This is a genomic window from Nonomuraea rhizosphaerae (assembly GCF_019396405.1).
Taxonomy (GTDB): Bacteria; Actinomycetota; Actinomycetes; order Streptosporangiales; family Streptosporangiaceae; genus Nonomuraea; species Nonomuraea rhizosphaerae.
Genome location: NZ_JAHKRL010000474.1, coordinates 14,061 through 27,865, shown reverse-complemented (window position 1 = coordinate 27,865; position 13,805 = coordinate 14,061). Strand labels below are relative to the sequence as shown.

Annotated in this window: 22 protein-coding genes; all 22 read left to right on the top strand. The window is 69.6% G+C overall.

Features of this window, described 5'->3' with window-relative positions; all coding sequences use genetic code 11:
- Positions 1 to 143 precede the first annotated feature (143 nt).
- The 22 genes from KME77_RS24485 (at position 144) to KME77_RS24380 (ending at position 13,643) form a co-directional block, all read left to right on the top strand.
- Positions 144 to 671 carry a hypothetical protein gene (locus KME77_RS24485; RefSeq protein ID WP_219471282.1) on the top strand — a complete coding sequence of 176 codons (528 nt, stop codon included), beginning with the start codon at positions 144 to 146 and terminating at the stop codon, positions 669 to 671.
- A gap of 307 nt (positions 672 to 978) precedes the next feature.
- Positions 979 to 1,377: an SsgA family sporulation/cell division regulator gene (locus tag KME77_RS24480; RefSeq protein WP_219471281.1), complete on the top strand. Its 399-nt coding sequence runs from the start codon at positions 979 to 981 to the stop codon at positions 1,375 to 1,377.
- Positions 1,374 to 1,616 carry a hypothetical protein gene (locus KME77_RS24475; RefSeq protein WP_219471280.1) on the top strand — a complete coding sequence of 81 codons (243 nt, stop codon included), beginning with the start codon at positions 1,374 to 1,376 and terminating at the stop codon, positions 1,614 to 1,616. Before KME77_RS24480 ends, KME77_RS24475 begins: the two co-directional genes overlap by 4 nt.
- On the top strand, positions 1,613 to 2,065 hold the full coding sequence (locus KME77_RS24470) for a hypothetical protein (protein WP_219471279.1): 453 nt from the start codon (positions 1,613 to 1,615) through the stop codon (positions 2,063 to 2,065). The genes KME77_RS24475 and KME77_RS24470 overlap by 4 nt, the downstream gene beginning before the upstream one ends.
- On the top strand, positions 2,062 to 2,508 hold the full coding sequence (locus KME77_RS24465; RefSeq protein WP_308250879.1) for a DUF3307 domain-containing protein: 447 nt from the start codon (positions 2,062 to 2,064) through the stop codon (positions 2,506 to 2,508). The genes KME77_RS24470 and KME77_RS24465 overlap by 4 nt, the downstream gene beginning before the upstream one ends.
- Positions 2,508 to 2,645, top strand: coding sequence for a hypothetical protein (locus tag KME77_RS24460; protein ID WP_219471278.1), 138 nt, complete (start codon positions 2,508 to 2,510; stop codon positions 2,643 to 2,645). The genes KME77_RS24465 and KME77_RS24460 overlap by 1 nt, the downstream gene beginning before the upstream one ends.
- Positions 2,645 to 3,148 carry a hypothetical protein gene (locus tag KME77_RS24455; RefSeq protein ID WP_219471277.1) on the top strand — a complete coding sequence of 168 codons (504 nt, stop codon included), beginning with the start codon at positions 2,645 to 2,647 and terminating at the stop codon, positions 3,146 to 3,148. The genes KME77_RS24460 and KME77_RS24455 overlap by 1 nt, the downstream gene beginning before the upstream one ends.
- On the top strand, positions 3,115 to 3,396 hold the full coding sequence (locus KME77_RS24450; RefSeq protein WP_219471276.1) for a hypothetical protein: 282 nt from the start codon (positions 3,115 to 3,117) through the stop codon (positions 3,394 to 3,396). Before KME77_RS24455 ends, KME77_RS24450 begins: the two co-directional genes overlap by 34 nt.
- A complete protein-coding gene (locus KME77_RS24445) occupies positions 3,386 to 4,663 on the top strand; it encodes a hypothetical protein (RefSeq protein WP_219471275.1) in 1,278 nt (425 codons plus the stop codon). The genes KME77_RS24450 and KME77_RS24445 overlap by 11 nt, the downstream gene beginning before the upstream one ends.
- A gap of 67 nt (positions 4,664 to 4,730) precedes the next feature.
- Positions 4,731 to 6,893, top strand: a complete 2,163-nt coding sequence (locus KME77_RS24440) for a winged helix-turn-helix domain-containing protein (protein ID WP_219471274.1) — start codon at positions 4,731 to 4,733, stop codon at positions 6,891 to 6,893.
- 153 nt (positions 6,894 to 7,046) lie between these two features.
- Positions 7,047 to 7,562: a hypothetical protein gene (locus KME77_RS24435; protein ID WP_219471273.1), complete on the top strand. Its 516-nt coding sequence runs from the start codon at positions 7,047 to 7,049 to the stop codon at positions 7,560 to 7,562.
- A 10-nt stretch (positions 7,563 to 7,572) separates the two neighbouring features.
- Positions 7,573 to 8,682, top strand: a complete 1,110-nt coding sequence (locus KME77_RS24430) for a DUF2637 domain-containing protein (RefSeq protein ID WP_219471272.1) — start codon at positions 7,573 to 7,575, stop codon at positions 8,680 to 8,682.
- A 55-nt stretch (positions 8,683 to 8,737) separates the two neighbouring features.
- Positions 8,738 to 8,893, top strand: coding sequence for a hypothetical protein (locus tag KME77_RS24425; RefSeq protein WP_219471271.1), 156 nt, complete (start codon positions 8,738 to 8,740; stop codon positions 8,891 to 8,893).
- Positions 8,894 to 9,002: 109 nt separating this feature from the next.
- Positions 9,003 to 9,581, top strand: a complete 579-nt coding sequence (locus KME77_RS24420; protein ID WP_219471270.1) for an NUDIX domain-containing protein — start codon at positions 9,003 to 9,005, stop codon at positions 9,579 to 9,581.
- Entirely contained in the window at positions 9,578 to 9,829 is a 252-nt protein-coding gene (locus KME77_RS24415) for a hypothetical protein (protein WP_219471269.1), read from the top strand. Before KME77_RS24420 ends, KME77_RS24415 begins: the two co-directional genes overlap by 4 nt.
- The gene (locus tag KME77_RS24410) at positions 9,826 to 10,086 is read left to right on the top strand and encodes a WhiB family transcriptional regulator (RefSeq protein ID WP_219471284.1); all 261 of its coding nucleotides are present in this window, start codon (positions 9,826 to 9,828) and stop codon (positions 10,084 to 10,086) included. Before KME77_RS24415 ends, KME77_RS24410 begins: the two co-directional genes overlap by 4 nt.
- On the top strand, positions 10,083 to 10,394 hold the full coding sequence (locus tag KME77_RS24405) for a hypothetical protein (RefSeq protein WP_219471268.1): 312 nt from the start codon (positions 10,083 to 10,085) through the stop codon (positions 10,392 to 10,394). Before KME77_RS24410 ends, KME77_RS24405 begins: the two co-directional genes overlap by 4 nt.
- A 282-nt stretch (positions 10,395 to 10,676) precedes the next feature.
- Positions 10,677 to 10,829 carry a hypothetical protein gene (locus tag KME77_RS24400; RefSeq protein WP_219471267.1) on the top strand — a complete coding sequence of 51 codons (153 nt, stop codon included), beginning with the start codon at positions 10,677 to 10,679 and terminating at the stop codon, positions 10,827 to 10,829.
- Positions 10,826 to 11,053, top strand: a complete 228-nt coding sequence (locus tag KME77_RS24395) for a hypothetical protein (RefSeq protein WP_219471266.1) — start codon at positions 10,826 to 10,828, stop codon at positions 11,051 to 11,053. The genes KME77_RS24400 and KME77_RS24395 overlap by 4 nt, the downstream gene beginning before the upstream one ends.
- A 17-nt stretch (positions 11,054 to 11,070) precedes the next feature.
- Positions 11,071 to 11,772 (top strand): hypothetical protein, encoded by a 702-nt coding sequence (locus tag KME77_RS29540; RefSeq protein ID WP_246610662.1) that lies wholly within the window; start codon positions 11,071 to 11,073, stop codon positions 11,770 to 11,772.
- A gap of 6 nt (positions 11,773 to 11,778) precedes the next feature.
- Complete coding sequence (locus KME77_RS24385; RefSeq protein ID WP_219471265.1) at positions 11,779 to 12,900, top strand: hypothetical protein; 1,122 nt, start codon at positions 11,779 to 11,781, stop codon at positions 12,898 to 12,900.
- The gene (locus tag KME77_RS24380; protein ID WP_219471264.1) at positions 12,897 to 13,643 is read left to right on the top strand and encodes a hypothetical protein; all 747 of its coding nucleotides are present in this window, start codon (positions 12,897 to 12,899) and stop codon (positions 13,641 to 13,643) included. The genes KME77_RS24385 and KME77_RS24380 overlap by 4 nt, the downstream gene beginning before the upstream one ends.
- The last annotated feature ends 162 nt before the right edge of the window (positions 13,644 to 13,805 follow it).

Sequence of the window (13,805 nt, the reverse complement as noted above, 5' to 3'; positions counted from 1 at the left end):
TCGTCATCGATCTCGCGTACGCGAACCCGCTCAGCCACAAACAGAGTCTGAGGCGATCACACCGACCGAGGTGGGACCTTGATCGGCGTGTCCCTACGAAACGGGGCAAACCCAAGATGATGCGGCAGTAGGTAGGTCTTGTCATGGCAGATTTCTCGATCGGTGCCTCGCAGGCCGGGTGCGGGTTTCGGCTGGCGGTGCGCGACGATCACGCGATGGTCGGTTACCTGGGTGCCGGCCAGGCGCTGAGGCAGGCGCGGCAGCGGCTGGAGCGGATGCGGCTGGCCTACCCGAACTCGACCCTGCAGGGCATGTTCTTCGACGGTGATGTGGGCGAGTGGCGCGATGTCACCGATGACGATCTGAACCGGATCGCGGACGTCAACGCCGCGCAGGTGCTGGCCGGTCTGCTGCAGCGCTCCGAGTTGGAGCGCCTGTCGTGGACGCTGTCGCACTGGGCGCACGGCCAGCTCAGCGGTGACGCAGATACCCGTGAGCAGGTGCAGACCTACGCTCGCGTGCTCAGCCTGGAGCTGACCGAGACAGTCATCGCCAAGAGCGGCGCCACGGTGGTGCGTGCGGAGGGCAGCGTGCAGGGCGTCGAGGTGCGCGTCAGCTGCTACATCCGGCCCACGTCCGAACAGGACGCACCCGAGCCCGCTTCAAGCTGAGCCCGCCGCCCCGGCTCCATGACGCAGGAGAGATCCAGCATGGCGTCCACCGTGCACGATCAAGCGTTCGACAGGGCTCAGGCCCGGCTGGTTCGCCAGGCCGCCGGCCGCGTTCGGCTGCTGCTGGAAGGAGCATCCGGCCCGGCTGGTCGTCCGGCATCATCCAGCGAGCCGCGTCAGGGCCGCGAGCGTGTCCCATCGCCCTCGATGGGCTACCACCGCTGACTTTCCCTGTGTGCCCGGAGGCTCCTACCGCTCCAGGGCACCACCTCTTCCTCCCTTATCCGCTCTCCGGTGAGAGGCGATCATGACCCGAAAGATTCGCGAGCTGGTCCTTTTGTGGGACGCCGCCGACCCCGACGACAAGCCGTACGCCGCGATGCTGGGCTACCGGGCTGATGACCCGTTCGCGGTCACGCTGCTGATGCCCAGCCACGACAGCGACGACGTCACCGAGATCGTGTTCGCCCGTGAGCTGCTTATCGACGGCCTGGAGCAGCCGACCGGCGCCGGCGAGGTTCGGGTCGAGCCGCACATCGTGGACCGCGACTACATCACGCTGACCTGCGCTGGCAGGCAGTTGTTCACCGAGCGGGTCGTGCTGGAGAGGTTCGTCGCTGCGACGTGTGCGCTGGTGCCTTCCGGTAGCGAGTGCGCCCGCGTCAATCGGGACCTGGAGCGCTGGCTGGCCGAGGCGATCGCATGAGGCTCGCCGTCCCGCCCGTCCCGGCCGAGGTGGTGGCTGTGCTCGCGCCGCTGCTGGTCGCCGGCGTCAGCACCGAGGCCGCCGCCGAGCGACTGGAGTCCTCGACGACCGAGGCCTGGCACTACCTGGACAACCTGCGCCTGGCCGGGGCCGCCGTGCTGCGGGCCTGCGAGTGCGGCGTCGAGTGGTGCTGCGTCCAGCCCGAACAGTCCGTTTCCCGGAAGGACCTGCCGCGATGACGATGATCGACCCGTTCGCCTACCCGGCGGACAGTGACGGCGCGGGAGTCATCTCCGCCAACCATGCCGCCACGGCGAAGGAACTGGTGGACCGGGCGGACGAGAAGCTGCTCAAGGCCGACCTCTCCACGCCGGGTACGGCCTCCTACATGCGCGAGAGCGCGATGCGTGACATGGAGATGGCGAAGGTGTTCGCCATGCTGGCCGTCAACGCCAACCTGACGGCGTTGCGTGTCGAGACCCGCCAGGTCGCCATTGTCCGGCATGCCCTGGACGAGCTGACGACCACGGTGGACGAACTGTCCGGGATCGTCGACCACGACCTGAGCCTGATCGCCAACGCGCTCACCCCTGAGCCGCGCTGGTGGCAGTTCCGCCGGCGCCGGGCCCACCGCAAGTCCGCCGCTGAGCAGGTTGTCGACGACATCGTGTACGGGGAGATGCCGTGACCCTCGATGCGGTGTTCAAGCTGCTGACCTTCTCGGCCGTGTTCTGTGCGCTGCTGGCCGCGCACCAGGTGGGCGACCACTGGGTGCAGACCCACAACCAGGCGTGCATGAAGGGCGACCGAACCAAGGCCGGTCAGGTCGCCTGCTTCACGCACGTTGTCTGGCTCATAGCGACCAAGGCGGTGGCATTGCGGCTGCTCATGACCGTGACCGGCCTGACCCTCGACCCGTGGTGGCTCGCGGCCGGCCTGACCGTGGACGCCTTCAGCCACTACTGGGCTGACCGCCGCTACACGCTGGCCCGGTTCGCCGAGCTGATCGGCAAGGGTGACTTCTACCGGCTCGGCGCCGGCCATCTCGGTTCTGGGGCGTACGCGCTCGACCAGTCATGGCATGTGGGCTGGCTGTTCATCACGTCCCTGATCATCTCGGCGGGTGCGTGATGGAGAACTTCCGCCTCGACCTGCACAACGCGGCCGACCCGGACCACCTGTACGGCCTGATCTACGTCAACGACGGACTCGGTCACGCCGAGTTCTACGGCGACGCTCTGCTCCCTGACGCCTATGGAGGTCACTGATGGGCGATACGCCCGCGATCGCGTTCGGGCTGCTCTGCCTCGCGTTGGGCATCCTGTTCTATCGCAAGCGCGCCAAGCTCACCCGAGGGGCGGTGTCCGCACCTTCGACGTCAGCCGACGGCAAGACCACCACCGCACGAACCGCTGGTGCCGGAGCGGGTAGGGGTCGAAGGATCGGCATCCCCGCCGCGGTGCTGTATCGGATCATTTCCGGGTTGATGTTCCTCGGCGGCGTTGGCCTCGCCTCCACGTTCATCGGAGACTGGCTCGACTCCTTGGACTTCAGCATCGGTCAGGTCAGCGCTCCCGCGATCGTGACCATCGTCGCCGTGTTGCTCGGCTTCGCGGTCGGGATCGACGTGTTCGACGGCAACGGGCTCAAGCCCTCCACCTACGGCATGATCGTGCTCTTCCCGCTGCTGTGGGCCACCGCCGGCGGCTCGCTGGCCTGGCCCAAGGCGCTGTCGGCGTGGGCATGGTCGCAGATGACAGGGGCGATCTGATGGCCCGCCCCAGCGCGCGGCAGGTAGCCGCCGGCATGTGGTCGCACCGCCCCGCCGTAAGCGAGTTGCTGTTCTGGACAGTCATCGTTCTCGTTGCTCACCTGCTGATCTCTCTGCCGGTGGCGCTGCTGGCGGTGCTGGCCGGGCTGGTGGTCGTCGGCGCGATGTTGTGGGTGACGCTCGACGAGCTGACCACCACTCCCGTCATCGAGACCGGCCCGGATGAGGGAGGTCACGATGCGGATTGAGCACATCATCATCGGCCTGATCGCCATCTGGGCGATCTACGCCATCGCCCGGCACGCCAACCGCACCGAGGCGGACAAGGCCAAGCCGTCGCTGGCAGTGCGCGCCCTCAATGCCGCTGGCGGCAACGTCGAGGCCAAGCGCACGCTGCCCGCAGCAGGCGAGCTGATCGGCCGTGGTGTGGAGGCCGCCGGGCGTGGGGTCCGCGCCGCGTGGGACACCCACAAGGGCCATGCCCAGCAGCGGAAGGCCGAGCGCTCTGCGACCCGCGAAGGCCGCGCCGACCGTGCGGCTGAGCTCAGCCAGGCAGCCTGGGACGGCGCCGTGCACGCGGCGGCGAAGTTCATGGGCGTCCTGCACCGCCGCCGCGCCGAACGCACGGCCCGTGGCAACTCCGGTCGTGGCTGGCGGTGGCGATGGAGCAGGAAGAAGCGCGCCGACGATCGGGCCGAGCACGACAAGCCCAAGGCGCGGACGTCTGACACTGACGCCCCCGAGAGCGACACCCCTGAGGATGAGCAGCCGGAGCAGCGCACGAGCCGGTGGCGCCGCTTCTGGCGGTGGGGTCGTGGCCGCCGCGACGGTCAGGCCGATCAGGCCGACCGGCCGGATCAGCCCATCCCTGAGGCAGGCGACGAGTCTCCTGACGAGGACGCCTCCGCGCCTGTCATGCACACCGAGACGTGCACAACCTGCGGCAAGACGTACGCGCTCACCATCCCGGTGGGCCAGAGCGCCCGGGAGATCGTCTGCAGATGCGGCGCAAAGATCTCTTTCTTCCGCAGGTCGGCAACCGACCGAGCATCCACTGACGCGCCGCAACCAGCAGCGGACACCACCACATCAACCGTCCCCCAGGAGGACAGCGTGACCGCAACCATCGACAACCAGCCCACCGCCGCCGCGGCGGAGCCCGCGAGAATCCAGCCGCCCAAGGACTGGGGCGACATCGGCTCCCGCGTCGCGGCGTTCGAGCCGGAGAACGACGCCGACCTGGTCAACTTCATGTCCGCGGAGATCGCCGGCATGTGCGCCTACTCCGACGCCTACGAGGCGCTGTTCGAGACCTGCACCCGCAGCCTCGGCCTCGACCAGCGCTCGGTGCAGGGCCTCGGCGAGTTCGCCGAGCACGTCGTGGGCCTGACCCGGGAGATGGCGCTGGCGCACAAGAAGTTCGTCGTCATCTACCAGGAGGTCATGCGGGCCGTCGCCGACGGCACCGTGATGCCCTACAACGGCCGCTTCTTCACCGGCGACGTCCAGGTCTGATCGCAGAGGCACGGCCTCTTCCCGGAGGCCGTGCCGCCCTTTCCACCCCCAGAAAGGAGAGTCCGTCATGGCCGGCCGTCACGCCGCACACCGTTGCCCCGAAGAACCGCACGAACTGCACGCGGTGACCGCCGACGTTGATGACGCTCCTGTCCCTGAGGAGGAGCGGGACCGAATCACCGAGGCGCTCAAGTTCGCTTGCCTCGCCACCTACCGTTACTTTCGCAACGCCCCTGCCGAGCGGCTGCCGCTGCTGGGCGGGGCCGCGGTGTATGGGGGTGGGCTGCTGGCGCACGGCTACGACATGCCCTGGTGGGCCATCGCAGGGCCCACGGTCCCGGCCGCGATCATCACCTACGCAGCAGGGGTCAACCGGCTGTCGATGCCGTCCGCGATCGGCCTCACCCTGGCCGCCCTCACCTGCGGCTCATGGCTGGCCACTGTTGCCGAGACCGGCGCCAACCGCGTGCTCAACTGGATCTACGTCGGCGCGTTCGCCTTCGGCTACAGCATCTACCGCTGGGCCCACCACCGCGCCAAGAAGCGCCGAGGCCGCGGCGTCGACGACACCGCGGCCGAGCAGCAACCCGAGACGGTGCCCGGCGCTACGCCGCGCATCGCGTGGGAGAAGTACTTCGCCGGCTGGGGCATGGACGGCGCCGCGGTCATCACGGCGGAGCCGACCCGGCTCGGCGAGCGCGTCCTGCTCAACACCAAAAGCACCGGCAAGCGGGCTTCCCAGTTCACCGGCCGCGCGCTGGAGGAGCGCATCGCCGAGGACTTCGACGTGGCCACCGCCCGCATCCGGGTGAGCATCGCCGGACTGCCCGCCGGCCAGCTGTCCATCTCGGTGCAGCTGATCGACCCGTGGGCTACCCCGATCCCGCACCCGGCACTCGACCCCGACGCGGAGATCACCCTGCCCGAGGTGGCCGACGCCACCGAGCCGCTGGTCATCGGGATGGACCCGGAGACCGGCGAGCCGTTGACGGTCACCGTCTGGGCCGAGGACGGAGCCAAGCACACCTACATCCTGGCGATCAACGGCGGCGGCAAGTCCGTCACCCTCAACTGCATCCTGGAGCGGCTGACCGCCGCGTTCAACTGCGTGGTGTGGGGGATCAACCTGTCCAAGGCGCAGGAGATGCGCCGCTGGCGGCCCGCCCTCGACCTGTCGGCCTGCGGCCCCGATGACCGCAAGAAGGCGCGCCTGATGCTGAAGATGGCACGCAAGCTCATCGTCTACCGCGGCGCGCAGCCGCGCGACACCGCCAACCTCATCCCCTCGGCCCGGCGCAAGCTGCTGGTGCTGGCCATCGACGAGATCGACGAGTTCACCAAGACCCCCGACGGGTCAATCGACATGGGCGTGGTCGAGGACCTGGGCAAGTGCGCCAGCAAGGGCCGCAGCGAGGCGGTCGCGCTGATCGTCGCCGGACAGCGCAACACCCAGTCGCACGGCGGCTCCACCGACGTGGTCACCCAGATGACCAACTACGTGGTACTCAAGGGCGTCTCCAGCAACGACCTGATGCGCATGGGCATCCCGGTGCCCGACATGGGCGAGTACGGCGGCGGCAACCCCGGCGTACTGGCCACCATGCTCAAGTCGGAAACGGTCGCGCACACGGGCCGCTCGTTCGCCCTGGCGGCCGGCAAGGACACCGAGACCGGGCTCGGGCAGATCGACCGGGTCATCGTGGACAGGCCGCCCAACAGCCTGGAGGGCGACGAGATCGCCCACCTCGGCGAGGCGTACATCTCCCTGAAGTCCGGGCAGATGCCCTCCACCGCAGCGACGTCGACGCTGGAGCGCGAGAGCGACCCCGCAGACCAGCCGCCCACGACCGGCGGCGGCGTCGAGGTGACGTCGTCGGATGAGCGGTCGCAGACCATCGACGAGATCCGGGAACGGCACCTGTTCGTCGTGCCGCCGCTCACTCCTGAGGGGCAGGAGCGGCTGCTGCAGATGCGCCAGGCCCAGCAGGAGCAGGCCGACCGTGACGAGCTGGCGGCTGCGTCGCCGCTGGACGCGGAGACCCGGACGAAGTTGATCACCCTGGCGTCCACTGCTGATGGCGTGTCTCGGAAGGAGATCGCCGAGGCGCTCGGGGTCAGCCCGACTACCGCGTGGAGGTACATGCGGCAGCTCGCCTCAGAGGAGGTCGTGGAGAGCCGCGGTCACGGTCCGGCGGCCCGCTACATCGCCAGGGGTGAACACATTGCGTAGCCATCCGAAGATCATGGGGCCAATCGTTTCAACCGTTGCAACCGTTTCACGGCCCTGCCCCTATACCCGCCCCTATGAGGGGCTGATGAAACGGTTGGTGAAACGATCCGGCCTCTCCCACCTACTACTGAGCGTGACCGCGAGGAGAGTTTGATGTCGATCGTAAAAACCGCGTTGGCCGCCGCCGACACCGAGGAACAGGCCGCCACCGCCCAGCACATGCTGACCCGCTGCTATGCCTCCGGCCTGGACCCCGACGCCTACCGGACCGTCATCTACGCCGCCTCCACCCTCGGCTACGCCGACCACACCAAGGGCAGCGCGTGGGGCAGCGACCGGGAGTTCTTCGCCGCGCTGATCGACCTGGAGTGCGAGCTGTTCACCAAGCTCAAGCACATCAACAACCTGATGCGGTGGATCGCCGAGGAGTGGAACACCACCCCGAACATCGCGGAGAACATCCCCTACTTCAACGCCCTGCTGGCCGCCAAAGACATCCTCAACCCCGCCGCCCAGCGGGTGGGGATCGCGCTGGCCCGCATCATCGCCGCGCCCGACGAGCTGACCCACGCCTACGCCGCCTGCTACCGGCTGGTGCGCGCCGGCCGCAAGCTGCCCTACGACGGCCGGTTCATCACCGGCGAGCTCGCCGACAACCCCACCATCTAAGGAGACTCCTATGGATGCCGCCGAGACGAACAGCCTTGACGGCAAGCTGGTCACGATGATCGGCGTGGCCGTCGCCGCGCTGGTGGCCGTCGTGGCAGGCGCGTTCGTGCTCTCGTTCGACGCCATCACCGCCGTGTCGGAAGCTGCGCACGTCGATGATGGGCTGTCCTGGCTGATGCCCGTGAGCGTGGACGGCGCGATGACCGTGGGCACGATGGCCGCCCTCGTGCTGAAGATGCTGAAGCAGAGCACCCGCTACGCCTGGTTCGTCGTACTGGCGGGCGTGGCCATCTCGGTTGCTTGCAACGCGCTGCACGCCACCCAGTCGGCCGGCGCTCACGTGAAGCTGACGACCTTCCAGGCGGGCGCCGTCTCGGCGATCCCGGCCGTGGCGCTGGCGCTCAGCCTTCACCTTCTGATCCTGCTCATCGAGGCGATCGGGGATGCCGTACGGGATCGCAAGCGAACCCGCACGGAGCCCCGTACGGAGATCACTGCCGACCCCGTACGGACGGCGCCGAGTGAGCCCGTACGGGCCATCACGCCGACCCATACGACCGCCCCGCACAGCCGGCGTACGCAACCCGTACGGGCGGAGAGCGGCACTGCCGTACGGACGGCCCGTACGGATGCGTCCGAGCCCGTACGGGGCGTCCGTACGGGCGTTAGCGCCACCCCCGAACCTGCCCGTGCGGGGGACCGGAAGCCGCCCTTGGTGCGCGAGCCGGAGCCGTCGAAGGCAGTCAAGCCGCCCAAGACGCTCGTCAAGGCCCCGGCCGTAGCGGTCGAGCGGGACGCCCTGGTCGCAGAGCTGGCCTGGACCATCAGGTCGAGCGGCGATGACTGGAAGCCTGACTACGACGATCTGATGGCGCGCTCCGGTTACGGCCGGTCATGGTGCGAGAAGGTCGTCGCCGACGCCCGAAAGGCCGCCCGCGCCAGCGAGCCGCCCGCGCCCCGTACGGACGAGCCGGAACCCCGTACGGACACCGGCACAGAGGCCCGTACGGACGACCCGTACGCGGGCCGTACGGAGCACGGCGAGCAGACCCGTACGGACGAGAACGAGGCGGCGCCCCGTACGGACCCCGTACGGCCTCCTCTTCGCGCCGTCAACTAGCCCCGTACGGACGCCCCGTACGGACTGCACAACCTCCCTGAGAGGAGATCACGGAATGGACCTCCGAGAGGTCGAACAGCAACTCCTCACCGTCGAGCAGAGCATGCTCGCCAACGCGCGAGCCCGGCTCAGCGCGGCCGAGGACCTGGCGGCGCTCGTCGATGTCGAGCTCGCCGAGATGCAGCAGACGCTCGACAACTGGAACTGCTGAACAGCGCGACGGGCGCGCATCAGTGTGATCACTCCCGCCAAGAAGAACTCACACCGAACGCGCCCGCCCATCCCTCAACCCTCCACAGAGCGAGAGGACAACCCTCATCATGACCGACACCCCGCAGTGCTGCCGCACCAGCGTCGGCGTCATCATCGAACGCGACGGCGCCTACCTGATGTTCGAGCGGGCGAAGTTCCCGCCCGGCATCGCCCCGGTCGCCGGGCATGTCCTGGACGAGCACGGCTCGTTCGAGGCCGCCGCCCATGCCGAGGTGCGCCAGGAGGTCGGCCTGCAGATCATCGACCTCACCCTGGTCTGGGCCGACTTCGCGGCCAACCGCTGCCGCCGCCAGATCAACACCGACGAGCCCGGCCACGAGTGGCAGGTGTATTGGGCCCGCACCCGCGGCGAGCTCGCCCCCAGCGCTGAGGAGACGCGCAACCTGCGTTGGGTCGAGCTGGCGGAGCTGCAGCATCTGGCCGACGTCACCGTCGCCTACGCCCTCGGCCATCTCACCGACGCCGAGTTCGCCGAGCGGCCCGGCCTGGAGCCGGTGTGGGTGCAGTGGTTCTTCCACCTGGGCCACATCGAGCTGGCCCGCGACGGCGACCAGGACCAGGCGCTGGCCCGCCTGGAGGCGATCCAGGCCCTGTACGCCAGAGCGCCGCAGGAGGTCGGCCGGTGAGCGTGCTGCGGAAGGCCCAGCTCCGGCGCGACCTCGACGACGGCGGGACGGGGTTCCTGCTGTACGGCCTCATCGAGCTCAGCGACGGCACCGGCTACAAGATCGAGACGCGGGAGGAGTACTACAACGCCCGCGGCGACAACACCTTCTTCGAGCGCAACGAGGAGGTCTTCGACGACCCCGACGAGGCGGCGGCGGAGTACGAGACGTGGGTGGCCGAGGCGCAGGAGTCCGGGTGGCAGTCATGAGTACCTGCGCCAAGCCCGGCTCGGCCCCTGCCGGCGCGGCTTCACCGGCGTGGCGGGATGAGGGGCTGTGCGCCCAGACCGACCCGGAGGCGTTCTTCCCCGAGCGCGGCGCCGCGCCGCAGCTGGCCAAGCGCGTGTGCCAGGGGTGTCCCGTCCGTCCGCAATGCCTGGCCTACGCACTGGACCACAACATCCGCTTCGGCGTGTGGGGCGGCTTGACGGTCAAAGAGCGGCGACGGCTGAGGAGGTCGGCGTGACCCCGCAGCAGCAGGCCGCGCTGGCCGCGGTGTGCCAGCAGCTCGGCGTCGATTACGACGCGATCGCCTTCCGGGTGGATGAGCACGGGGTGGCGGGCGCGTTCGTCGGCCCGGCCTACGCCGAATGCTCTCCCGCCGGCGAGGTCGAGCTGTGGTGCGACTGCGAGCCGCACATCCCCTACGGCACATGCGCGATGTGCCCCACCTGCACCAGGCACCTGCAGGCATGTGAAGCCAACCGCTGCGACGCGTGTGAGCAGTGCGAGGCACTGTGCACCGCCTCCGAATGCGCCGGGATGGCCTGGTGAACACCCACACCAGGCCCGAGCAGGCCATCCACCGCCAAGACGCCCCACTGTTTGCCGAGCGGGCCGACCTGCCCGGTGCGGGGTCCATCGTCATCTGCACGCTCAGGCAGCCGCTTCACCGCCTTCCGGCCGACGGAAGTAGCTGCTAGAGCTTCCCGCCCGCTTCCCCCACCCGCCCTCCTGCGACGGCTCTCCCGCGCCGCGGCCGAGCTCCACAACACAGCGCCCGCGCCTTGAAGCGCAGGCAGCCACCGCCATGCCCGCAACAGGAAGCACACCGCCATGAAGATCCGCATCATCGGCCTGCCGGACGAGGTCGAGCAGGCTGCCGCCACCATCGCCGACGTCCTGGACGTCGTGGAGACCTCCGCGCCCTACCCGTGCCGCGGCGCCTCCCGCCAGGTCCGCCTGTATCTGGAGGTGCGCCTGCCATGACCGTCCAGCAGCAGGCTGTCACCAGCCCGCGCCTGTTCCGCACCGCCGGCGGCGCCGTCGTCACCTGGACGCACGTCCTGGACCCGCAGATGCCCACCGCCGAGGTCGGCAGCTACTCGTGCGCCGGCTGCGAGTCCGTCAGCCACCGCGCCCCGTGGCACCGAGCCAACACCCACGCCCAGCTGTGCCACGCCATCCCCGCCCCCTCCGCGCCACCCGCCTGAGATCCGAGAGGACCAGCATGCCCATCACCGTACGCACCTGCCTGATCGTCACCTGTGCCCGCTGCGGCGGCACCGGCGACCCCTACGACAGCGAGCACCACACCGAGCAGACCTCCGACGGCCGCCAATGGCTGCGCCTGGCGTGCGCCGACTGGCAGTGGAGCGACGCCGACACTCCCGAGCTGTGCCCGGCCTGCGTCAGGGTGGCCGACTGCGAGCGCGACGGCCACCAGTGGAGCCCGTGGCGGCCCGCCTCCTGCGAGTCCTGCACCTGCGTGCACTACCGCCAGTGCGGGCACTGCGAGGCCACCGAGCGCGCCTGTCAGTGCCCGGCCAGCGCCCATACCCGGCCGACGATCGTCTGCCTGTGCGGCAGCACCCGCTTCTTCGACGAATTCCGCCGCCAGAACCTGCGCCTGACCCTGGCCGGGCAGATCGTCTTGTCGATCGGCTGCGACACCAAGGCCGACGCCGACCTCGCCGAAATCGCCGCCCTCGGCAACCCCGGCGACCTCGCCCAGGTCAAGAACAACCTCGACCAGCTGCACCGCGACAAGATCCGGCTCGCCGATGAGGTGCTGGTGCTCAACGTCGGCGGCTACATCGGCGAAAGCACCCGCGCCGAGATCGCCTACGCCACCGAACTGGGCAAACCCGTCCACTACCTGCACCCCGCACCCCAGCCCGACCGGCCGGATTCGACCGCGGCCAGCCGGTGAGTGACGGTGAGCGGCCAGGGCACCATCTACCTGCTGCATTTCGCCCGCCCCTACAAGCACGCCCGCCACTACCTGGGCTGGACCAGCGACCTGCACGCCCGGCTGGCCGAACACGCCGCCGGCCGTGGCGCCCGGCTGCTGGCCGTCGCCCGGGCGGCCGGCATCACCTGGACGCTGGCGCGTACCTGGCCCGGCAGCCGATACCGCGAACGCGCCTCAAACGCCAAGGCGGCGCCTCGCGCCGCTGCCCACTGTGCGGCGTACGCCCCCGCCCCGACCATGGTCTGCAACCCGACCCTGCACCGCCCGAGCTCATCACGCCGCCCGCAGCCGCCATTCCTCGGCCGCGGCCGGGCGATGCCCGGCTGCTGGCTCAGGTCGCCGCCGCGTTCCAGCCCGGCGAGACGCTGCTGCCGCTCGGCGAGCTCGCCCGCCGGCTGCCGGTCCGGCCCGGCCGCCCGGCCTTCGGCTGGGAGATCACCGTCATGGCCGCCGCGCTGCGCCGCAACGCCATCAGCCCGCAGGCACACGCCGACCCGCACAGCGCTGTCCTGCTCGCCGACGTCCGCACCGCCGCAGCCAGGCTCCACCCGCCTTCCAGCAGCGACGGCACGGGCGCCGGTGCTGCCCCGCCCCTGCCCCCTGCTTGATCAGTGGTTCGCCTACTCACTCACTCAAGGGAAGATCGTGATGCGTAAGAAGAAGGCCCAGCAGTACACGGCCGCCGAGTTCGAGGCCGTTGTCGCGTTGATCCGCGCCGACGCCGGGGTGGCCGCAGACATCGAGGCGATCACCGGCCAGAGCCTGGACGACAAGACGCCGCGCCAGCTGTTTGAGCTGTTCGTCAGCATCGGCCAGGCCGCCGACGTGCAGACCGTGGTGGCCCGCTACGGCCAGGCCCGCCAGAGCTTGCGCCAGGTGCGCGCGCAGCTGGCCGAGCCGGTGGAGGTCGAGCCGGCCGCCGCCGCGCACATCACCCGGCTGGAGACCCAGTTGGCCGAGCTCAAGGCCGCCAACACCGCGCTGCGCCAGACCAACAAGGCCCTGCTCAACGGCAGCCGGCAGGCCGCCCCGATGGCCGCTCCGGTGGCCGGCCGGGTCCTCACCGGAAAGGTGGTGGCCCAGTGAGCGCTGCCGACATTTTCGGCATCACCGAGCCGGTGAGCGTCTACCGGGTCCGGCTGCAGGTGCACAGCAAGCTCATCGGCGGCGTGCCCTCCTCCCCATCGGTGATCAAGGGCTGGCTCAAGACCCGACTCGAACTCGGTGACCGCTCCCTGCAGGAGCTGGCCGAGCGCACCCTGCGCGAGCGCTTCACCGACCGCCAGCCCTCGGCCGACGAGCTGGCCCAGGCGGTGATGGAGTCCGGCCAGGACGTCAACGTCAACGGCTTCAAACGCCTGAACGGGATGCTGGCCTATGAGGCGCGCTGCATGAAGGCCGCCCTCAAGGAGGCCATGAACTCCACTTACCCGGGCACCGACTGGGACGGCAAGAAGGATTACAAGCCGCCCACCGGCCGCCCGCTGCCGGCCGGGTTCCGCAAAGGCCTGATGGCCACCGCCGCCGAGCGGGTGTTCGTGCTCGGCGACATCCACCGCGACTACATCAGCCTGGGCATGGCCGAGCCGTCCGGCATCGAAGAGCGGATCAAGCACATCAAAACCGCCCAAGGGCCGCGCAGCTCCATCTCCCGAGTCGAGTACGTCGACAAGCCCAGCCTGGAATTCACCCTGCGGGTGCATGACGACTTCCTGTCCCAGCAGGCCTGGGGCGCCATCTGGGTCCGCCTGCAAGACATCGGCATCGGCGCCGACCGCGCCCGCAGCGACGGCCAGTTCGAGCTCACCGACTGGCAGCGCATCGCCTGACCAACCCCCGGCCCGCTACCGCTCCAGCACGGCGGGCCTGCGACGCCGTACCCGGACACGGCTAGCCCACCCAACCCGACCACCCACACTCTCCCCATCCCGCGCCGACATGCCTTGCCGTGACGCCTCCCTCGCCGTACCGCCCCGACGACCCTGCCCCGG